General features: G+C 57.3%; 15 protein-coding genes and 1 pseudogene. 6 read left to right on the top strand and 10 right to left on the bottom strand.

Annotated elements, in window-relative coordinates; genetic code table 11:
- Positions 1 to 713: 713 nt before the first annotated feature.
- Positions 714 to 7,928: a WIAG-tail domain gene (locus tag JI735_RS02985; RefSeq protein ID WP_202677034.1), complete on the bottom strand. Its 7,215-nt coding sequence runs from the start codon at positions 7,926 to 7,928 to the stop codon at positions 714 to 716.
- Between the two features lie 43 nt (positions 7,929 to 7,971).
- On the opposite strand from JI735_RS02985, the gene JI735_RS35210 reads away from it, so the two are divergent.
- The 3 genes from JI735_RS35210 (at position 7,972) to asd (ending at position 10,152) form a co-directional block, all read left to right on the top strand.
- The gene (locus JI735_RS35210) at positions 7,972 to 8,157 is read left to right on the top strand and encodes a hypothetical protein (RefSeq protein ID WP_233476223.1); all 186 of its coding nucleotides are present in this window, start codon (positions 7,972 to 7,974) and stop codon (positions 8,155 to 8,157) included.
- 21 nt (positions 8,158 to 8,178) lie between these two features.
- On the top strand, positions 8,179 to 9,273 hold the full coding sequence (locus tag JI735_RS02990; protein ID WP_039837444.1) for a YheC/YheD family endospore coat-associated protein: 1,095 nt from the start codon (positions 8,179 to 8,181) through the stop codon (positions 9,271 to 9,273).
- 87 nt (positions 9,274 to 9,360) lie between these two features.
- A complete protein-coding gene (gene asd, locus JI735_RS02995) occupies positions 9,361 to 10,152 on the top strand; it encodes an archaetidylserine decarboxylase (protein WP_039837443.1) in 792 nt (263 codons plus the stop codon).
- Positions 10,153 to 10,325: 173 nt separating this feature from the next.
- Here asd and gpmA read toward each other — a convergent pair whose 3' ends face one another.
- The 6 genes and pseudogenes from gpmA to JI735_RS37185 form a co-directional block, all read right to left on the bottom strand.
- The gene (gene gpmA / locus JI735_RS03000; protein WP_039837442.1) at positions 10,326 to 11,075 is read right to left on the bottom strand and encodes a 2,3-diphosphoglycerate-dependent phosphoglycerate mutase; all 750 of its coding nucleotides are present in this window, start codon (positions 11,073 to 11,075) and stop codon (positions 10,326 to 10,328) included.
- Positions 11,076 to 11,238: 163 nt separating this feature from the next.
- The gene (locus JI735_RS03005) at positions 11,239 to 11,727 is read right to left on the bottom strand and encodes a DUF488 domain-containing protein (RefSeq protein WP_325175571.1); all 489 of its coding nucleotides are present in this window, start codon (positions 11,725 to 11,727) and stop codon (positions 11,239 to 11,241) included.
- 450 nt (positions 11,728 to 12,177) lie between these two features.
- Positions 12,178 to 12,303, bottom strand: a complete 126-nt coding sequence (locus JI735_RS36790; protein WP_267919125.1) for a hypothetical protein — start codon at positions 12,301 to 12,303, stop codon at positions 12,178 to 12,180.
- Between the two features lie 88 nt (positions 12,304 to 12,391).
- Positions 12,392 to 13,176 (bottom strand): annotated as a pseudogene (locus JI735_RS03010) (helix-turn-helix domain-containing protein).
- Between the two features lie 146 nt (positions 13,177 to 13,322).
- Positions 13,323 to 14,045 carry an aminotransferase class I/II-fold pyridoxal phosphate-dependent enzyme gene (locus JI735_RS37180; RefSeq protein WP_202677035.1) on the bottom strand — a complete coding sequence of 241 codons (723 nt, stop codon included), beginning with the start codon at positions 14,043 to 14,045 and terminating at the stop codon, positions 13,323 to 13,325.
- Between the two features lie 14 nt (positions 14,046 to 14,059).
- Positions 14,060 to 15,070 (bottom strand): aminotransferase class I/II-fold pyridoxal phosphate-dependent enzyme, encoded by a 1,011-nt coding sequence (locus JI735_RS37185; protein WP_325175572.1) that lies wholly within the window; start codon positions 15,068 to 15,070, stop codon positions 14,060 to 14,062.
- A 179-nt stretch (positions 15,071 to 15,249) separates the two neighbouring features.
- Between JI735_RS37185 and JI735_RS03025 the strand changes: the two genes are divergently transcribed.
- From JI735_RS03025 to JI735_RS35220, 3 genes are all read left to right on the top strand, one after another.
- On the top strand, positions 15,250 to 15,873 hold the full coding sequence (locus JI735_RS03025) for a pyridoxamine 5'-phosphate oxidase family protein (RefSeq protein WP_039837428.1): 624 nt from the start codon (positions 15,250 to 15,252) through the stop codon (positions 15,871 to 15,873).
- Between the two features lie 487 nt (positions 15,874 to 16,360).
- The gene (locus tag JI735_RS03030) at positions 16,361 to 17,662 is read left to right on the top strand and encodes an aminotransferase class I/II-fold pyridoxal phosphate-dependent enzyme (RefSeq protein WP_039837432.1); all 1,302 of its coding nucleotides are present in this window, start codon (positions 16,361 to 16,363) and stop codon (positions 17,660 to 17,662) included.
- Positions 17,663 to 17,812: 150 nt separating this feature from the next.
- A complete protein-coding gene (locus JI735_RS35220) occupies positions 17,813 to 17,923 on the top strand; it encodes a hypothetical protein (RefSeq protein ID WP_020429695.1) in 111 nt (36 codons plus the stop codon).
- Between the two features lie 186 nt (positions 17,924 to 18,109).
- Here JI735_RS35220 and JI735_RS03035 read toward each other — a convergent pair whose 3' ends face one another.
- Genes JI735_RS03035 through JI735_RS03045 form a run of 3 tightly spaced genes read right to left on the bottom strand, consistent with a single transcriptional unit; the run spans position 18,110 to position 21,538 of the window.
- Positions 18,110 to 19,327 carry an ABC transporter permease gene (locus tag JI735_RS03035; protein WP_202677039.1) on the bottom strand — a complete coding sequence of 406 codons (1,218 nt, stop codon included), beginning with the start codon at positions 19,325 to 19,327 and terminating at the stop codon, positions 18,110 to 18,112.
- 1 nt (position 19,328) lies between these two features.
- Complete coding sequence (locus tag JI735_RS03040; protein ID WP_202677040.1) at positions 19,329 to 20,075, bottom strand: ABC transporter ATP-binding protein; 747 nt, start codon at positions 20,073 to 20,075, stop codon at positions 19,329 to 19,331.
- Complete coding sequence (locus tag JI735_RS03045) at positions 20,072 to 21,538, bottom strand: DEAD/DEAH box helicase (RefSeq protein WP_202677041.1); 1,467 nt, start codon at positions 21,536 to 21,538, stop codon at positions 20,072 to 20,074. Before JI735_RS03045 ends, JI735_RS03040 begins: the two co-directional genes overlap by 4 nt.
- Between the last annotated feature and the right edge of the window lie 99 nt (positions 21,539 to 21,637).

Raw genomic sequence — 21,637 nt, forward strand, 5'->3', positions numbered from 1 at the left:
CAGTCTATGTAATCCGCTGTCCCGGGTAACGGCAAATGTCTCCCTGCACGCAGAAATTTGGACAAAAGCCCGACGCCGCCTCCGTAATACAAAATCTCCCTAACGGGTGAATACTAACTCACAGCTTACGATTGCAGGGATTCCCCACCGTCCCAATATCAACGGGGCACGCTGGAGGCCCGGATTGTTGTTCAATAGGCAAGATTAGCGTCTTTTGGCTTGCTTAAAGCCTACTTTGTTGTGCAACGTGTACAACTTTGGCCCATAAGCTAGGGTTAGGACAGGTATCTTTGACCGTGCGGTTTTGCGCGGGTTCCTCTGCGGACTCAATAAGCACCCTTCACGCTCTATCCGCAGCTGATGCGAACAGGAAATCCTTTATTGTGCCGAATCAGACGGTTCAGGAGGTTATGCGGAATGATTCCGCTATTTGCCCTTTCTCCCCTCATTCTAGGCTCATAAGATCGATATAACGGCTCCTGAGTCCGAAACAACCAGAAAGACAGGCTTTTTCGCAAAATTAGGTCTTCTCTGTCCGCTTCACTCTACTGACGGATTCCAATCCTCTTGCACCTCCAGTATCATCTGAAGCTCAAGCTCCCAAGATATCCGCATTTTTGGGCATTGTATAATTTCCTGCACAAAAAACAAGGACGCAGCCGTTGGCTGCGCCCTGTTAAAAATTTTACACTATTCTCTTCCCGGCCCCGCTCTTAATCAAACGCCCGATGATCCTTGGCCGGCTTCAACAATGGGGAGCCGAGGGCAATCCATGATAACACTCCATAGAAATGCGAGGTCTCGCGCAGCCTCACCACCTCAATGACTGCTTCTCCACCGCCCCTGCTTTTCAGCGAGGCATGGAAGAACGGCTGATTGGTCATGGCAACAAGCACATAGCCGGTATGGCCAAAGCTTTCATCAAAAGTCACTGTAACCTCTGCACTCTCCGCGTCCCCGTTGAACATGAACGCTGTCATGCCGAACTGCTGCAGAACCTGCCGGTTGCCTGAACTCTGTACCGGACTGAACGACAGGTGCTCCGCATTTACCGATCCGGGCGTCAGATGATCACCGATTATTGCACCAGGAGCAATATGATAGCTCTGTACGCTGTCTTCTTCCAGATGACGGGATTGAATGGCGAATGAAGTGATTTTGGAGGCGTCCACCGCTTCATCCTGAAGCTCTATGTTTCCAACTGCGCTTTCAGCCAGCTGCCTGGTTCCTACACTGCCGAACGCAAGCTTCTCCCCGGTAATGCTGCCATCCGGCAGCAGGTCTGCACTGTGGATTTCCTCCGCCAGATGCTCAAGCTTGATGATACCGGGGCTCAAATGACGTTCCTCCAGCGCTTCATCCGCAATATGTCCGCCGTGAACGCTCTGCAGCTGAAGGTGCTGCGGGCCTACCGCGTCATCCGCCAGCTTGGCATCGCTGATGCTGCCATCCGGCAGCAGGTCTGCACTGTGGATTTCCTCCGCCAGATGCTCAAGCTTGATGATGCCGGGGCTCAAATGACGTTCTTCCAGCGCTTCATCCGCAAGATGCCCGCCGTGGACGCTCTTCAGCTGGAGGTGCTGCGGGCCTACCGCGTCTAACGCCAGCTTGGCATCGCTGATGCTGCCGTCCGGCAGCAGCTCGGAGGTCAGCACACTCTCGGACAGATGAGCAAACTGAATGCTGCCAGAGCGGATATGGCGGCCATCCACCGCCCCCGGAGCCAAATGACCTCCGTATACACTGCCCGGGGCCAGTTGATAGGACCCTACTGCCTCTGCCGCCAGCTTGCTGCCGTCGATACTGCCGTCCGGCAGCAGCTCTGGAGTCAGTGTATCCTTTGCCAGATGTGCCAGCCGGATACTGCCAGAGCGGATATGGCGGCCGTCCACCGCTTCTGGAACCAGATGGCCTCCATTTATACTGCCGGGAACCAGATGCTGCGGACCCACCGCGCCTACCGCCAGCTTGCTGCCGTCGATGCTGCCGTCCGGCAGCAGCTCTGGAGTCAGTGTGTTCTCGGACAGATGCTCTAGATGAATGCTGCCGGGGCGGATATGGCGGCCGTCCACTGCTTCAGGAGCCAGATGGCCTCCATTTATACTGCCGGGAGCCAGATGCTCCGGACCCACCGTCCCTGCTGCCAGCTTGCTGCCATCGATGCTGCCGTCCGGCAGCAGCTCTGGAGTCAGTGTGTTCTCGGACAGATGCTCTAGATGAATGCTGCCGGGGCGGATATGGCGGCCGTCCACTGCTTCAGGAGCCAGATGGCCTCCATATATACTGCCGGGAGCCAGATGCTGTGAACCCACCGCGCCTGCCGTCAGCTTGCTGCCGTCGATACTGCCGTCCGGCAGCAGCTCCGCGCTGCGGACTTCTTCCGCCAGATGCTCAAGCTTGATGATGCCGGGGCCCAAATGGCGATCTTCCAGCGTTCCATCTGCCAAATGCCCGCCCTCGATGCTCTGCGGCTTCAGATGCTCCGGACCTACTGACCCTGCCGCCAGCTTGCTGCCGCCGATACTGCCATCCGGCAGCAGCTCTGGAGTCAGTGTGTTCTCAGCCAGATGTGACAGCCGGATACTGCCTGAGCGGATATGGCGGCCGTCCACTGCTTCTGGGACCAGATGGCCTCCATATATACTGCCGGGAGCCAGATGCTGCGGACCCACCGCACCTGCCGCCAGCTTGCTGCCGCCAATGCTGCCATCCGACAGCAGTTCTGGAGTCAGTGTGTTCTCAGCCAGATGCTCTAGATGGATGCTGCCGGGGCGGATATGGCGGCCGTCCACCGCTTCAGGAGCCAGATGGCCTCCATATATACTGCCGGGAGCCAGATGCTCCGAACCCACCGCGCCGGCCGCCAGCTTGCTGCCGTCGATACTGCCGTCCGGCAGCAGCTCCGCGCTGCGGACTTCTTCCGCCAGATGCTCAAGCTTGATGATGCCGGGGCTCAAATGGCGATCTTCCAGCGCTCCATCTACCAGGTGACCGCCCTCGATGCTCTGCGGCTGCAGATGCTCCGGACCCACCGCTCCGTCCGCCAGCTTGCTGCCATCAATGCTGCCGTCCGGCAGCAGCTCCGCGCTGCGGACTTCCTCCGCCAAATGCTCAAGCTTGATGATGCCGGGGCTCAAATGGCGATCTTCCAGCGCTCCATCTACCAGGTGACCGCCCTCGATGCTCTGCGGCTGCAGATGCTCCGGACCCACCGCTCCGTCCGCCAGCTTGCTGCCATCAATGCTGCCGTCCGGCAGCAGCTCCGCGCTGCGGACTTCCTCCGCCAAATGCTCAAGCTTGATGATGCCGGGGCTCAAATGGCGATCTTCCAGCGCTCCATCTACCAGGTGACCGCCCTCGATGCTCTGCGGCTGCAGATGCTCCGGACCCACCGCTCCGTCCGCCAGCTTGCTGCCGTCGATACTGCCATCCGGCAGCAGATCCGCGTTGCGGACTTCTTCCGCCAAATGCTCAAGCTTGATGATGCCGGGGCTCGAATGGCGATCTTCCAGCGCTCCATCTGCCAGGTGGCCGCCCTCGATGCTCTGCGGCTGCAGATGCTCCGGACCCACCGCTCCATCCGCCAGCTTGCTGCCGTCAATGCTGCCGTCCGGCAGCAGCTCCGCGCTGCGGACTTCCTCCGCCAGATGCTCAAGCTTGATGATGCCGGGGCTCAAATGGCGATCTTCCAGCATTCCATCTGCCAGGTGACCACCCTCGATGCTCTGCGGCTGCAGATGCTCCGGACCCACCGCTCCGTCCGCCAGCTTGCTGCCGTCAATACTGCTATCCGGCAGCAGCTCCGCGCTGCGGACTTCCTCCGCCAGATGCTCAAGCTTGATGATGCCGGGGCTCAAATGGCGATCTTCCAGCGCTCCATCTGCCAGGTGACCGCCCTCGATGCTCTGCGGCTGCAGATGCTCCGGACCCACCGCTCCATCCGCCAGCTTGCTGCCGTCAATGCTGCCATCCGGCAGCAGCTCCGGAGTCAGCGTACCCTCTGCCAGATGCTCCAGATGAATACTGCCGGGGCAGATATGGCGGCTGTTCACTGCTTCAGGGGCCAGGTGGCCGCCATATACGCTTTCGGTGGCCAGATGCTGCGGGCCTACCGCCCCGGCTGCCAGCTTGCTGCTGTCAATGCTGCCGTCCGGCAGCAGCTCCGCGCTGCGGGTTTCTTCCGCCAGATGCACAAGCTTGATGATGCCGGGGCCCAAATGGCGATCTTCCAGCGTTTTATCTGCGAGATGACTGCCGTAGATGCTCTGCGGCTGCAGGTGATGCGTACCCACCACACCAGCCGCCAGCTTGCTTGCTCCAATGCTGCCGTCCGGCAGCAGGTCTGCGCTGTGGACTTCCTCCGCCAGATGCGCAAGCCTGATGATACCGGAGCTCAAATGACGCTCCTCCAGCGTTCCATCCGCAAGATGTCCGCCCTGGATACTTTGCGCTTGCAGATGCTGCGGACCCACTGCCCCCTCTGCCAGCTTGCTGCCGTCGATACTGCCGTCCGGCAGCAGGTCTGCGCTGTGGACTTCCTCCGCCAAATGCGCAAGCTTGATGATACCGGAGCTCAAATGACGCTCCTCCAGCGTTCCATCCGCAAGATGTCCGCCCTGGATACTTTGCGCTTGCAGATGCTGCGGACCCACTGCCCCCTCTGCCAGCTTGCTGCCGTCGATACTGCCGTCCGGCAGCAGGTCTGCGCTGTGGACTTCCTCCGCCAAATGCGCAAGCTTGATGATACCGGAGCTCAAATGACGCTCCTCCAGCGTTCCATCCGCAAGATGTCCGCCCTTAATGCTCTCCGCTTGCAGATGCTGTGAACCCACTGCCCCTTCTGCCAGCTTGCTTCCTTCGATGCTGCCGTCCGGCAGCAGCTCCGCGCTTTTCGTCCCGGCAGCCAGATGGCTCAACTGGATGCTGCCGGGACGGATATGGCGGCTGTCTACCGCATCCGCTGCCAAATGTCCTCCATAGACGCTGCCGGAAGCCAGCTGAAAAGAACCTACCGCACCAGCCGCCAGCTTACTTCCTCCAATACTGCCATCCGGCAGCAGCGCTGCACTGCGGGCTTCATCCCCCAGATGCTCAAGCTTGATCAGACCGGGACGCAAATGCCGTTCCTGCAGGATTCCGTCTACAAGATGTTCACCATAAACGCTTTCTTGCTGCAGATGGAGCGAGCTCACCGCGCCTGCCGCCAGCTTCACGCCGTCGATACTGCCATCCGGCAGCAGTTCCGGGGTCAGCGTGTCTTTGGCCAAATGCTCAAACTGGATGCTGCCGGAGCGGATATGGCGGCTGTCTACCGCATCTGTGGTCAAATGATCTGCATACACGGTGCCGGGGGCTAAATGGAACGGTCCGACGGAGCCCTCGGCCAGCTTCATACTGCTGATGCTTCCATCCGGCAGGATGTCTGCACTGCGTGTTTCTTCCGCCAGATGCGCCAGAGTGATCTCTCCGGCCCGAATATGCTGTCCTTCCACCGCCTCCGGCTGCAGATGCCCGGCTCCCACACTGCCGGGAGCCAAATGCGTGGCCTCTACAGCACCCGGTACCAGCTTCTCTCCGCCAATACTGGCGTCCGGCAGAATTTGGCTGCTGCGGACTTCCTCGGCCAGATGGGCCAAGGTAATGCTGCCTTGCCCGATATGCCGTCCTTCCACCGAAGCTTCAGCCAAGTGGCCGTTTTCTACACTTTTCTGCGCAAGGTGGCGGGAGGAAACAGCTCCTTCGATCAGCTTGGCTCCGGAGATGCTGCCATCCTGAATCTGAATGGAAGAGACCGAACTTGGGTTAATATGTCCATTGCCGATGGACATCGGCCGAATATGTGCACCGCCCACACTTCCCGGGGCAAGATGTCTGCCCTGCACTGCAGCGTCGATGATCGAACCAGATCCGACCGCCCCCGCTGCCAAGTGCTCGGCTTGAACGGACGATGCTCCCAGTTTGGCGGATTCTACGCTTCCATCCGCCAGCTTTGCCGTCGTAACCGACAGGTCTCCCAGCTTATCGGTGGACACACTTTCCGGCGACAGCTTCAATGAAGTTACTGCATAATCAGACAGGTGATGCGGCTGAACAATAGCGGCGGAAAGATGAATTTCCTTCACAGCACCTGTACCCAGCTTTTCACCCACCACCGAACCCGGCTGCAGTGCAGAAGAGGTGACACTGTTATCTCCAAGATGCCTGCGTTCCACAGCACCCGGTGCCAAATGCTCGGCATCCACCACTGCGCGCTGCAATACACGCCCGCTGACGCTGGCATCGGCCAGATTTTTTTCCTCAACCGTACAAAAAGCAATATGCTCTCCACTAACAGCTTCCCGCGCAATAGCATTGGGACTAACCGCACCGTGAGCCAGCTTGGCGGCAGTAATACTGCCATCCGCCAATTTATCCGGGGTAATACTTTGCGGACGAAGATGCTCTCCTGCCACTGAGGCACCTGCCAGCTGTTCACCCGTAACAGCTCCGCTGGCCAGATGGGCTGTAAGCACTGCCTCTTCCTGCAATTGGATTGAACCGACTGATTTCGCTGCCAAATGGGAATTTTCAATAGACTCGCGCTGCAGGTGGACGGAAGTAACAGCCTGCATGGCAATCTGAGGCCCACGTACAGCAGATTTGGCGATATGCCGTGTCGTGACGGCTTCATCAGCCAGCTTATGCGAGAGAATGCTTTGATCGGCGATTTTGGAGGAGGTGACCGCCTGCTCCACAAGCTGGGCTGTCCCTACCGCACCTTCTGCAAGCTTTACAAAAGAAATGCTGCGGTCCGCCAAATGACGGCTGGCAATTTCACCGTCAGCAATATGGCTCCCATTCACACTTTCCGGGCTTAAGTGCTGCCCGCGTATCACCTCTTTGCCAATCTGGCGTGAACCTACCGCACCGTCGGCAAGATGCCCGCTTTCGATAACACCAAGTTGAAGCTGCTCTTTGCCGATCAGCCGGCCGGCCAGCTGTTCCGGTCCAATCGCACCCGGAGCCAGATGCGCCGCTGTAATTGCGCTGCTGCTGATATGGCGGCTCTCAATTACGGCCTCCCCCAGCTTGGCACCGCTGATTTCACCGTCGGCAATTTTATCGCCCGATACCGCTTCGTCAGCCAGCTTGGAACGGTCAATGCTTCCATTCGCCAAATGCCGGCTGACGATGCTGCTGCTCAGGATTTTCTCGCCTGTCACCGCCCCATCCTCCAGCAGCTCCGCTGTGATGATGCAGTCGCTGAGGTGGCGGCTGGTAATGGCCTGGTCGGCAATTTGGCCGCCGCCGATGATCCGGTCAGCCAGCTTCTCCGGACCGATGCTGCCATTTTTCAGCTTCTCACCGCTAATGGAATGGTCCAGCAGCTTGCCGCCGCTGATGCTTCCTTCCGCCAAATGTTCGCCCGTTACGGATTCAGGGGCCAGTTTGGAGGATGTTATTGCCTTGTCCGCGATATTAATGCTCTGCACAGCATAGTCCTGCAGCCAGGGCGTGCCGATGATGCCGAATTTCAGCTTGGACCCGTCAATGGTCCGGGGCGCAATTTTTCTTCCGGTAACGGCAGCATCGGACAAATCGTCCGTATATACAGGCTGGAGGCGTTCCTTTTCCACCACTGGCAGCACAATCTCAGGGATTGGCAGCAAAGGTTCATCATCCTCAACGTCAATTTCCGCCACCTGTTCCTGAGGCTCTTGCTGATCAAGTACGGGAGATTGTACGAATTCCGCCGCCTCAAGCGTATCCACCCCGCTCACCTTCAGAGTTGAACTCCCGGCATCCGGCGTTTCGCTGCCGGAGGTGTCTGCCACCTCCTGTACCTTGGGACTGCTTCCCAGCAAACTGAGTTCCTTCATATTCGGATTATCCACAATATAGAGCGGTTTTTTGGAACTGCGGTGCTGATTTCTTCTGGAGCCCTTCACAAGCAGTCTCCTCCTTCCATCTATTGTTTCTCCTAGGCATCATATGCAGCGCACTGGGCGGATGACACCCTTTTGCGCGCCAAGCCTGACAATTCTGCTTCTGCTGCCGGAGGAAACGGAATACGCAGTTTCTTTCAAAAAAGGGCTTCTGCCACAGCGCATCCGTCCAACCCTAAAAGGCAAGTACACACATACAATGACACAGGAAGAGGAGCAGCCGGAACAATAGAAGATAACAGGAGGAACAAACATGGGGCAAAAGCTCGTGGGAATACTGTTAAATGCCGCTATGCACCGGGGCGTTCCCCGGCTAAAAACGGGACAGGAATCACTGGAGAGCTATGAGGAAGCCGCCGCCGCATACGGATTAACCCCCTGCTTCCTGAAGCTGTCCGATATCGATACGAAATCCGGCTACAGCATTGCCTACGTAAATGGGCCTAATGGCTACAGGAGTGCCGTAATTCCGACACCGGACGTCATTCACAACCGGGCCATCTACGACCCGGGGAGCCGTGGAGTTGAAAGACTCCTTCGCAGCGGCGTTCAGGTATATAATACATGCAACCGCTATGGAAAAGACCAGATCCATGGGTTGCTTGAGCAGAATGAAGGGCTGCGCGGCCTTCTGCCGGTCACCTCAGCCGGGCTCTCCGGACTGAAGGAAATGATGGACAGCTATTCCGATCTTATCCTGAAGCCTTGCCGGGGGAGTATCGGGCAGGGCGTAATGCGCCTCTCGCAGAACAGTCCCGGGCACTGGACCTGGAGCTATCTGCCCGGCGGCTCCAACAGCTGGGCCAGTACAGCCGTCTACCAGGATGCCCTGCCCAGAGCCCTGCGGGCGCGCCTGGCATCTGCTCCTTACCTGGTCCAGGAACGTATCCCGCTGGCCGAGCTTGGGGGCCGGCCGTTTGATCTCCGCGTCACCGTTCAGCGGGGCTGGGGCGGAGAGTGGCAGGTCACCGGACTGTTCGCCAAACGGGCAGCACCCGGCGGCTTCGTCTCCAACATTGCCCGCGGCGGGGAGGCGCTTGACCCCACCTTTGCACTGGAGCAGGCATTCTCCGGTGCCGCAGCGGCAGGTATCCGCATGTCCGTTCTGGCGCACAGCCTCAGTGTTGCACGTGAACTGGAGAAAAGTCTCCCCGGCCTGGCGGACATCGGACTGGACATGGGCATCACCGGAAAAGGCCGCATCTATTTCATCGAGTGCAACGGACGGGATCAGCGCTACGGCTTCCGCAAAGCCGGACTGACCGGCACCTGGAAGGAAAGCTACCGGAAGCCTATGGCATATGCAAGATACCTGCTTGACCGTCCTGCACGGCATAACAGTTATTGATTTGTCTCCTATTCTATGTCAATATAATGCAGAGCGGGCGGTCCCGGACACGGGACCGTGCTGCTGCATGATGGAAGGGAGATAATCATGGTAAAACAATTGCTGCGGCTGATGACCGAGTTGTCCTCGCACAGATGGCTTTCCCGGTTGATGGGGGCTTTTTCCCATAGCAGACTCAGCCGTTTTTTAATCCCGGCATTTATTCGGATTTATCATATTCCCGCTTCTGAGGCAGAGAAGCATTCCGGGGAATACCTTACACTCAATGAATTTTTCAGCCGCCGCCTGAAACCCGGCATGCGTCCTATCGCCGGCCACGAGAATGCGGTAGCCAGCCCGGTGGATGCGCTGATTACCGCCATGGGCGAGATTCATTCCGGAACGATAATGAATGTAAAAGGACAGGACTATGAACTGGAAGATCTTTTGAACCATTCCCCGCACCTGGAGCTGTACAAAAAAGGCTTTTTCTTCGTGCTCTACTTAAGTCCAACGGATTATCACCGGATTCACTCCCCGCTTACCGGGCGCAAGGTCGAAAGTGAGCATATCCGCGGACGGGCCTATCCGGTCAATGAGTTTGGCATGAGACACATGAAAGGTGTGCTGAGCCGCAATGAACGGCTGATTACTTATATCGCCGGAGCCAACGGTGAAGCCGCCGTGGTAAAAGTCGGCGCGATGAATGTCAGCAGCATCCATTACGCGGATGAAGCGGCTGATGCCTGGCAGATCGGCGACGATCTCGCTTATTTCGAATTCGGCTCCACCGTAGTACTGCTCCTGGAGAACGGCAGCTTCACCGTGCGTCCAGGGCTGACCAGCGGAACCAAGGTGAAGATGGGCGAGCTGCTGGGCACGCTGCAGCGGCCGGTGTAGAATAATCAAAGGCGGCAAGTCTCCCATGGCCTGGAGATCTGCCGCCTTTTTAAAAATATAAGCATTTAGATGCTTCACGCAAAAAATTATCCTTATATTTCTCGCTGAAACGGTACCGTCTTTTCAAGGACGGCTAAGCCGTTTCTACTTGTTGACACCTATATCCAACAGAATTATTCCGTCACCTTGCTCTGATTCGCCACCTCGCGGGCTTTCTCCTGCACCTCTGCCGGTTCCCCGAGATAGAAGCGGCTGATCGGCTTCACATCATCATCCAGCTTGTAGACCAGAGGGACTCCGGTCGGCACATTCAGGTCCAGCAGCGCCTTCTCGTCAATGTCTTCCATGAATTTGATCAGCGCCCGCAGCGTGTTGCCATGCGCCGAGATCAGCACCCGTTCCTTCTTGCGGATCAGCGGCACGATGCGGTTGCTCCAGAAATCACCGACACGGTGTACGGTATCTTCCAGGCTTTCGCCGCGCGGAATATCGCCGGGCCGGACCTCCTTGTAGCGGATGTCGTTCCTGGCATAACGCGGATCATCCGGCTCCAGCATCGGAGGCCGGACGGACAGGCTGCGCCGCCAGATGTGCAGCTGCTCTTCGCCGTATTTTACCGCAGTCTCGCTCTTGCTCAGACCCTGCAGCGCTCCGTAATGACGCTCGTTCAGCTTCCAGGATTTCTGTACCGGAATCCACAGCAGGTCCATTTCATCCAGCACATAATTCAATGTCTTGATTGAACGCTTCAGCACAGAAGCAAAGGCCAAATCGAAAGTATAGCCGGCCTCCCTCAGCAGCTTGCCCGCCGCTTTAGCTTCCTCTACCCCCTTCTCCGTCAGATCGGGGTCGCTCCAGCCTGTGAACAGATTTTGGCGGTTGTACTCGCTCTCTCCATGGCGTATCAATACGATTTCGTACATACTCTCTCCTCCTGCCCGTAGTTTCATAATCTATATAATCCTACTCCCATCATAGGCCTGCTGACCGGGTTCTTCAAGGCCTTGCTTCGGCGGCTCTCCGGTTTCTTTACCGGTCCAAAAATCGTCCTCCAGCCACCGCTTTTGCCGCCTGTTGCCGCTCCCGCTACGATCCGTGCGCTGACAGCCGCCGCAGCACCGCGTCCCGCAGCACCCGCGCATGATTGTGCTGCTCATCCTTCGCTGCATACAGCAGCGTCACCGGGCTTTCCCTGGCCCAGGCGCACAGCCGCTCCATTTCGCCCGCCGCCGGCTCCGATTGTAGTTCCTCCTCATACAGCACCGCAAACTCCGCAAATTTGTCGGGTTTATGAGCGAACCACTTCCGCAATTCGGGTGACGGCGCGGCCTCCCGCATCCAGTCGTCGAGCTGTGCCGATTCCTTGGACACCCCGCGCGGCCACAGGCGGTCAACCAGCACCCTTCTGCCGTCCGCCGCCTCCGGCGGGGCGTAGATACGTTTGATTCGGAGCGTATCCGTACCTGCATCTGCACGCATATCCCCTGAGCCTGTACTTGTCACTTCGACCGAGCCTGCATCTGTCTTCGATGCCCCTAGACCCGCCTTTACCGCATCTGATCCGTTACTTGACACATAACTTGCTCCTCTCCCGTTTCTTAAGCATATATGCCGCGCAGCCGTATATTGGAGCCGAATAAGCCCCTGGCACCGGTCACCTCACAGGATGGATGGCCGGGACCGTATGCTGTTTGGAACGATTGCTCCGCGTGTTCGGGTTCAGCATAACTTCGGGAAGGAAGACAGCGGCCCAAACTGAGTTCGTTGACCTTCCATCCACTTTCCCCCGATCGTCTATATTTCACCGGATAATCTTCCTTGTGAATAAGAGTACGCCTGCTTTTATTATAAATAAGCCGCTATCCATTAACCGCGCCCGGTTTACGCCTTGGCAGCTATATTACCAATAAGCAACATGCATAAAACGCCGCCGTTATATCAAAAAACCGGAAGCCCTCCGGCCCCGGTCTCTTCTTATATCCATTGGACCAGTCTATGTCCCATGGCCTAGCATTCCTAATTCACTCAGAACCAATGATCGGGAGTCATCACGCTGCTGTGCTTCAAGCGTCTCCAGCGGTTGCGGAAAATCCCGCTCCCTCCGCCTTTGCAGTCGGTATTGCAGATCCGTCGTCTTATCATTTTGTTCATTCTCCCCTTCCAGGCAGCAGTTCACATCGTATGTAAACAGGCTGCAACGTATTTACCCCGGCTGGAAAAAACTGAAACAACCGGGAAATCAGCGGATTTCGGACGGACTTTTCCCGGTGTGCTGCTTAAATTGGCGGCTGAAAAAGAAAATATCGCGGTAGCCCAGCGCATCCGCCACCTCGGTCACGTTCATTCCGGCGTACAGCAGCAGATGCTGTGCCCGCTCAATCCGGGTGCGGATCACATAAGACTGAACGGAAGATCCGGTAATCTCCTTGAATTTGATTGAAAAATAACGCGGCGACAGCCCTGCGCGCGCCGCCAGATCCTCCACCCGATGCATCGCTCCGGGATGCTGGCTGACATAGTTGGCCACCTCATGGATGACCTCTGCGAGCTGGTTGCTTACATGGCGTTCCACCGGCATCACCTGATCCTCACGCAGCAGATGAATCATCAGCTGCTTCAGAATGAGCTGGCCTTCCTCCTGTGCCGCGAAGGTCTTCACCAGGAACAGGCGGACATACCGGGCCAGCAGATGCTCGAACTCCACCGTTTCCGACAGCACGCGGTAAGGCTCGGGAATGTCTGTCACATCCTCAGCAACATCAAAGTGAATATATGTAAGCACAAGCGGCTTTTGCGGATTATGGGTCGCACTCGTATGATCTCCGGGACGGAACAGGAAGCAGCTCCCCTGGCCCACCTGATAAGGCACCCCTCTGCGCACAACCGTGCCTTCCCCGCTCCAGACATAGAACAAATCATAATTTTGCAGCGGCTTCTCTCTTTTTGCCATTTCCAGCCCGGTTCGCAGACAATCTTCGCCAGAGCCGGCAGGATCACAAAAGAGGACGGCGATGCATGCAGCATAATGTTCCCCCCTAAAAGTTTTGCGGGATTCCGCTTCTTCGAGATTACTTTGCAGCAAAACTCGCTTCGGAAGCGTCCCCAATATTCGGTACAAAATACAACAGGCCGCCTGTTCGCGGCATTTCCATACTTCTCATAATACCTTGTCATGTCCTATTTTGCACATCCTTCCAGGCCAGCAGGAGACGATTGACCCCGATTTCCAGCTGCCCGCTGTCCAAATGGGCAAAAGAAAAGCAGGCGGCCGGCGCACCCGGCACGACCCGGTACAGCGCGGCGTCCCGGAAATCCGTGCCGCGCTTAAGCGCCGCCGCCCGGAAGGCGGCGAATTCCTCCCTGCTGCGCCGCCAGTGCGCGTAGATATGCAGACCCGCATCGCCGGGCAGCGGCTCAAACAGCAGACCGAGCCGCTCCGACAGCAGGGAGCGGAAGATGCGGGCACGCTCGCCATAAATGCGCGTCATCCGCCGCAGGTGACGGCCGTAGCCGCCGGTATGCATGAAGCGCGCCAGTGCGCGCTGCTCCAATTGGGCTCCCGGCAGCGGCTCATACAGCGCTTTGGCGGCGGTTACCGGCTTGATCAGCCAGGGCGGCAGGACCGCATAGCCCAGCCTTAAGCCGGAGAACATGCTGTTCGAGAACGAGCCGATGTAGACGACCCGCTCCTCGCGGTCAAGCGCCTTCAGCGGTTCTATGGGCCGCCCGCCCCAGCGGAACTCGCTGTCATAATCGTCCTCAACGATCAGCGCTTCCTGCCGGCGCGCCCACTCCAGCAGACGGCGCCGCCGGTCCAGCGGCAGCACCGCGCCAGTGGGGAACTGGCGGCTTGGCGTAACGAACAGCAGCCGGGCCGCCCAATCCTGCGGCACCAGCCCGCTTTCGTCTACCCGGCCAAGCAGCAGCTCTCCCCGGAAATCTCCACCGCTCTGCGGATGCCGTGAAATCCGGGATCTTCGACAACAGCAGGGCTTCCTGGCTCCAGCAGCAGCTGTGCCAGAAGAACAATACCCTGCATCGAGCCGCTGAACAGCACGATGTGTTCCGCTTCTGCCCGGATGCCCCGGGTCACGCGGAGATGGGCGGCAATGGCCCGCCGCAGGCCTTCTTCCCCTTGAGGCGGGCAATAACCCTCCAGCAGCCCGCCGCTTTTGCCTCCGGCGTATTTCAGCGCACTCCGCCATTCGGCGTAAGGAAAATGCTCCATCAGCATTCCCCGGCTCCGAAAGCTGACGAATGCCCCATCCGCCGGTTCATATATGGAGACATGTTGGTGCATCAGCCGGTTTCCCCAGCTGGAGAGCGGTTTCCCGGAGTAAGGCTCTCCCGGTAAAGAAGCAGTGGGGGCCGCATCAGAAGCATTAGGAGCATTAGAAGCAACAGGTACGTGTACATTACCTATGATTCCAGTTTGTACCGCATAATAACCGGTTTCCCCAGGATCGGCGGATTCTTGGACTGGCATGGTTCCCTCAGCCTGCGGATCACCACCGCTATCCGCCGCCCCGGCCATTCCCGCTTCTGCACAGTGGGCACTATCCGCCGGCTCCATCATCCCCGCTTCATCAAAGGCTGCCTCAGCAGGTTTCCCCGCAGGAGCAGGCTCTTTTAACATATCCGCTGCACCCTCACCTTCGGCCTCTTGGGCTGCCCCCTTCCGCTCCCCTTCTGCCGGATAAAAACTGTCATCCGCGACAAAGGTGCCCCGGCCGGTCTCTGTCCGGATGTAGCCGTCAGCCAGCAGCATATCGTAAACCTGGGATGCCGAACCCCGTGACATTGCGTACAGCTCCGCCAGCTTCCGTGTCGACGGCAGTCTTGTCCCGCCCGGCAGAGTCCCGCCAAGGATCGCTGCGCGCAGCGCATGGTACAGAGCCAGATATTTGTAGCGGTGCACCGCCAGGTACTGGTCATATGGCAACGTAAAATTCATGTCCCTACCTCTTCACATCAAAGTGGACTAATAAAATTAATGTAAACCGGTCCTTTTTTATTGTCAATTCTTCCTCTATTCTAAGGAAACCGTTTGATCCGGAGCATAGGACTCCGCAACCCATGAGAAAAGGAAGTGCCGTTATGCGCAGAAAAGAATTTCAGGTAGAGCAGGAAGAGGAGCTGATCGAGTTTCTGGGCGGAATGAGCTTTGGTTTTCTCGGTACCAGCGATGAGCAGGGGCAGCCGCGTGTGACGCCGCTGAATTTTGTATATATGGAGGGAAACTTCTATTTCCACGGCAGCCATGCCGGAGGCAAAATGAAGAGCATCCGCCACAATCAGCAGGTATGCTTCACTGTTGCCGACGAATATGCGCTCATTCCCTCCTATTTCAGCGATCCCGAGCTGGCCTGCCCCGCCACCGCCTATTTCAAAAGCGTAACCGCTTATGGACAGGCTGAGCTTGTAGAGGATGCTGCCGAAAAAGCAGCCGTACTTACTCATTTTATGCAAAAACTCCAGCCGGAAGGCGGTTTTGCCCCAATTGATGCCGAAGATCCCAGATACCGTTCACGGCTGAAGGGTGTCGCAGTAGTGCGAATCGTTCCCGAAGAGATCGCGGCCAAGTTCAAATTCGGCCAGAATCTGAAGGAAGAGGAGCGGACCGCCGTTACACAGGGACTGAAGGACAGAAACGGGGCACGTGACGCCGAAACCATTGCCATGATGGAAAAATACTGCCCCTTCCATTCCAATATAGATTGAACTTGAACCGCCCAAACCCGATAACTCTTACGTTCAGTTTATATAGTGGAAAAAGTATCACTAATCAAGCTCATTCCGCTTATGAAGCAGCCTATGTTGGAAAAAGTACCACTATTTTCGCTGAAAATGGCCATATGAAGGAAATATCCACGAATTAGGTGTACAAATTCCAACTAAGACCTCCTGAAACCAGGAATTCAGCTCATTAGTTTTACTTTTTAACCACTCATTAGCTTTAGTTCCTGACATGCTTCATGGTTTTCCCAAGCCCTCACGTTCTCCAATTCAACTCTTTTCCCCGAATGCCTTAGCTTCACGTATGGCGATTGGTTTCCTACGATGAGATAAGGTGCGGGAGAATCCGCGGCAAATTTTCTAAAAGGTTCAGCAAAAAACGTCTTTCATCAGTGACGGCGGAGTATCACGGTGATATAATGTTAGGCAATGTTAACGTATATCCCAGAAGAATACCGGAAGGATGAAACTGATGAATCCATTGGCTGAACAATTGAATGACAGCATCAAGGCAGGCAATGAACATGTGTACGATATGCTCTCCAATCTGGGCAAAGCGCTGTATTATCCCAAGGAGGGCATTCTGAGCCAATCCGCCGAAGCGGCTGCTCATGCCAAGAAATACAACGCAACCATCGGTATTGCCACCGAACATGGTGTACCTATGCACCTCGGCGTTATTCAGGAAAAGCTCTCCGCTTACAGCCCCAAGGATTTGTACGGCTACGCTCCGCCGGCAGGCAAGCCGGAGCTGCGCACCCTGTGGCGGGAAAAAATGCTTCGCGAGACGCCGTCGCTTGAAGGCAAGTCCTTCGGCAACCCTATCGCTACCAATGCCCTGACCCATGGGCTCAGCATCGTTGCCGACCTGTTCGCCGATCAGGGGGATGCCGTCATCTATCCGGACAAAAACTGGGAGAACTACGAGCTGACCTTCGGCGTCCGCCGTCTCAGCGACACCGTGAACTATCCGCTCTTCACGGAAGATATGAGCTTCAACAGCGAAGGGCTGCTGGATGCCCTGCTGGCCCAGAAGGACCGCGGCAAAGCCATTGTGCTGCTTAACTTCCCGAATAACCCTACGGGCTATACTCCCGGCATCAAGGAAGGCGAAGCGATTGTTGCCGCTATTCTGCGCGCAGCGGAAGAAGGCATCAATGTTGTGGTGGTCAGCGATGATGCTTATTTCGGACTCTTTTTCGAGGATTCACTGAAGGAATCCCTGTTTGGCCGTCTGGCTAACCTGCATCCGCGCGTGCTTGCCGTGAAGATTGACGGAGCGACCAAAGAAGAGTTCGTCTGGGGCTTCCGCGTCGGCTTCATCACCTATGCTTCAGACAGCAAGGAAGTGCTCGCTGCCCTGGAGCAGAAGACAATGGGGATTATCCGCGCCACCATCTCCAGCGGACCGCATCCCTCACAGACTTTCGTGCTCGATGCGCTCAAATCGCCGGAATTTGCCGAACAGAAGGAAGAGAAGTTCCAGATTATGAAGGGCCGTGCCAACAAAGTGAAGGCACTGCTGGACAGCGGCAAATACGGCGATGAGGTATGGACCTATTATCCGTTCAACTCCGGGTACTTTATGTGCCTGAAGCTGCACACCGTTCCGGCTGACGCCCTGCGTCTGCACCTGATCCATAACTACGGTCTGGGGACCATTGCCCTGGGTGAGACCGATCTGCGCGTGGCCTTCTCCTGTATTGAAGAAGATCAGCTAGAGGATCTGTTCGATATGGTCTATGCAGGAATCCGCGATCTGGAAAAAGCCTAATCACAAGCTGTAAAATAGATGTCAGCCCCGGCCGTGCCGGGGCTGCTTTTTTGCGGGCCGTTATGGCATTGGCCTATACACGTTGTTCCCTCCGCACATACAATACGGTGTACTCAAGTACAATAACTCACACGCGAAAGGGGAATGAACATGAGCGAAGAAGTTAGAGGCGGATACGGATACCCTGGGTTTACAAGCACTGGTGCAATTCTGGTTCTCTTTATCCTGCTGGTTATCATCAGCCGTTCACTCTTTGTCTAACCGGGAATGAACATCCCGGGAGGGAGCTCCGGCTCTCTCCCACTTGCCCGCGTTTTACAGCATTCCCTGTTTCTTGCCTCCGTTCCAAACAGGAATTTCTTCAATTCCAGAAATAGGTTTAGATAAGCTTCAACTATCAGAAAAAGACGCCCTGACGGAGCTATGCTCCGCTCAAGGCGTCTTTTTTCAGATATCGTCGTCGTCCTGCGCCGATTTGCGGGAGGCCCTGCTTTTGAAGAGATAGGCCAGCAGCGCGCCGGCCAGAAAGGTCCCGATGACCGGCAGCGGCCGCCCGGCGATCCCAGTCAGAAAAGGTACAGCGGTCAGCATAGCCAGCAGCAAATGTGCGCGGAAGATGAACTGAATCGTACTGCTTGCCTTGCTGCCCTCCGGCAGCGGATAGACAGTCAGCCAGAACGATTCGCTATGCAGCTTGCGCAGCGCCGATAGCTGTACGCCCATGACCAGCACGAAGAACAAATAGATGCCGGAACCGATGTAGCTCTCCCGGTTCCACCAGACCAGCAGCAGCGCCAGGAGGAAGATCCGGATCACGATACCGAAGATGTCGCCCCTGGCGAAGCTTTTGGTCAGCAGGAAGCGGTAAGCGGTGCTGCGCCGCCAGGCGATCCCCGCGCCCCACTTGGACAAGTAGCGGCGGGGATAGACCCGCTGCTCCCGTCCGGGCACATCCACGAACCATCCGAGGATCATCAGCGCTCTTGCCCCTTGATTGCGCTCGGTGGCGATCAGCCGTTCCCAGGGAACGGAGAGCCGTGCCGGAACGGCTAGCGCCGCCACATAGGCTGCTGCCAGAATAACAATAAAGATCAGTGCCCGGAGCGCAGGCTGCCAGAGCCAGGCGGCAATCATCAGGCCGGAGACTGCCCAGCGGAGCAGGCTGTAGCCCATGGAAGCCGGACGGGACAGCATGGCAAGCTCCCGCCACAGGCCAAAGCTTGCCAATATTTTCACCAGAATCAGCACAGCCAATGTGGCAAACAGCATTTGATGAGAATCATCCGTCCGTATGTACAGCGGCCAGAGTGTAATCAGCACGAAGGCCAGACGCAGAATTTTCCACACATTTCCGGCGGTCCAGGCAGGAGCGAAATATTCCTTCATCCGGTGGCCCTGCGGAAGCAGAAAAATCGTATCCGGGCTTTGCAGATAGGTCCGGAAGCTGCTATGCGCCGCTGCAGGCAGCAGCAGCACCAGCATGATCCAGCGGATGGGAATGCCTTCAGGGACATCGCGGAGCAGCGAGGTATACCAGGCCGAGAAGATAATCAGCACCAGCAGGAAAACCATCGCGATACCGCTCTGAATGATATAACCTACATAAGGAGTGAGGCCTCCCATGAACCGGCTGCGCCGCTGCCGGCGCAGCTCCTTCAAATCCATATCATTTCCCTCCCTGCACCAGTTCGTAGAACAGCTGCTCCAGATTCAGTCCCTGCAGTCCGGCAGCCGCGCTCATCTCGGCCAGCGTACCCTGCGCGATCACCTTGCCGCGGTGCAGGACAATGAACCTGTCACAGTAATTCTCAATGGTAGAGAGAATATGGGAGCTTAACAGAATCGAAGCTCCGGTATTCTTCAGCTCCAGCATGAAATCAAGCAGGGAGCGGATGCCCAAAGGGTCCAGCCCCAAAAATGGCTCGTCGATCACATACAGCGCCGGACGCGCCACAAAGGCGCACATAATCATGACCTTCTGCTTCATCCCTTTGGACAAATGCGAGGACAGTGTATCCATCTTATCATCCATATTAAAAAGTGCGGCCAGCCGGCTGCTGCGGGATTCATAATCGCTCTGCTCCACGCCGTAAGCCCTGGCGGTAAATTCCACATGCTCGCGTACTGTCATTTCCTCATACAGCAGCGGGGACTCCGGCACAAAGGACAGTGCGCCGTGATAGGCTTCCGGGTCGCTGCTCCGGGTCTTCCCCTGGACCGTGATCTCGCCTTTATGCGGCGACATCAGGCCCAGAATATGCTTCATGGTCGTGCTTTTGCCTGCTCCGTTCAATCCGATCAGCCCGACCATTTCTCCAGGCTGTACCTCAAGGCCGATATCGTGAAGCACCGGCTTGTTCAGGCTGTAGCCTCCGCTTAAGCCCGTAATTTCCAATACGGGGGCAGTACTCATTGACCTTCACCTCTCGGGGTTTTGTCTTTCAACCACTTTGGCGCTCCTTTGTTCTTGCGGTTCTTCTCGCGCTCCGCATTGCTGGTGCGCGCTTTGCCTGCGGGAGCACCGCCGCGTGCTCCTGCGGCGGGACCCGCGCTGTGGCGCTGCTGGCCGCGCCGCGCATCAAAGCCCGCTGCCGCTCCCGGCTGCGCTGCAGAAGCCCCGGCCGGGGAGGCTGGGCCTCCCGCTGCCGCAGTCCGCACCTGCGGCTTGCCGCTGCGCGTCGCAGCTCCACTCCCGCCGCTGCCATCGCGGCGGCTAGAACCTGTCCCGCTGCGGGCCTCCTCGGCGGTCAGCGCCTTGCCGCCGACCATTTCCCTCTCCTCCAGCCGGATGTCCAGCTCCTTAGCGAACTTGCGCATAATGAACGTCTGCTGCTCCGTGACAATCGTCACGGACAGCCCGCGCCGTCCCATGCGTCCTGTTCGCCCGGCCCGGTGCACATAATGCTCCGAGTCGAAAGCCGGATCGAAGCTGACGACCAGGGTCAGATTATCGATATCGAGGCCCCGGGCCGCCACATCACTGGCCACCAGCACGCGGAAGCGCCCGTCGCGGAAGCGGGCCAGCACATTGCTGCGCGTCACCTTATCGGCATCTCCGTAGAGTGCTGCTGCCGTAAGCCCCAGATAGTTCAGCTTGGCGGTCACCTCAGCGATGTCGTCGGTGGCATTGACGAACACAATCGCCCGCTCCGGATTGTAATGACGGATCACCCGGCGCAGCATATCTATCTTGTTCCGTTCCTCGGTCACCACGTAGTGATGCTCAAGACTCTGGGCAGTCATGATCCCCGGATCAATGCCGACCTCTGCCGGATTCTTCATCTCGCGTGCTGCAAGCGCCTTCGTCTCCGGCCCGATGGTCGCCGACAGCATGACCAGTTGCCGGGTGCGAAGAGCGCTGCTGACGATCTTCGCCACCTCGCCCGCACCGCTGAGCTGGAACATCTGGTCCGCTTCATCGATGACAATCGTGGTCACCTCATGCATCTTCAGCTTGCGCAGCCCGATCAGCTCCCGGATGCGGCCGGGAGTGCCCACTACAAGCTGCGGATGCTCGCGCAGCTTATCGATCTGCCGTTTGATCGCCGCGCCGCCGATCAGGCCTAACACCTTGATGCCGCGATGGGCGCCATAACGCTCCGCCTCGCGGAGAATCTGCATCGCCAGCTCCTGCGTAGGGGCCAGCACCAGCTTCTGCACCACTTTCTGCTCCGGATGAATCCCCTGGAGCAGCGGCAGCAGGTATGCCAGCGTCTTGCCGGTTCCTGTCTGGGATGCGGCAAGCACGTCTCTTCCCTCCAGCAGCAGCGGAATCGTCTCCTTCTGAACAGGGGATGGATCTTGAATGCCGAATTCCGACAATCGGGCAACGAAGTCTTCCTGGATGCCGATGGCCGCAAAAGAAGCTTTATTCATAATTGTAGTTCATCCTTTTCCCTTAAGATAATATGTTTATTATATGCCAAAAAGGCCTCTCCACCAAATGGAAGGCCGCTTGATCGTGTTAAGCCGTGA

Origin of the sequence: Paenibacillus sonchi, from assembly GCF_016772475.1 — a bacterium.
Classification (GTDB): domain Bacteria; phylum Bacillota; class Bacilli; order Paenibacillales; family Paenibacillaceae; genus Paenibacillus_AQ; species Paenibacillus_AQ sonchi.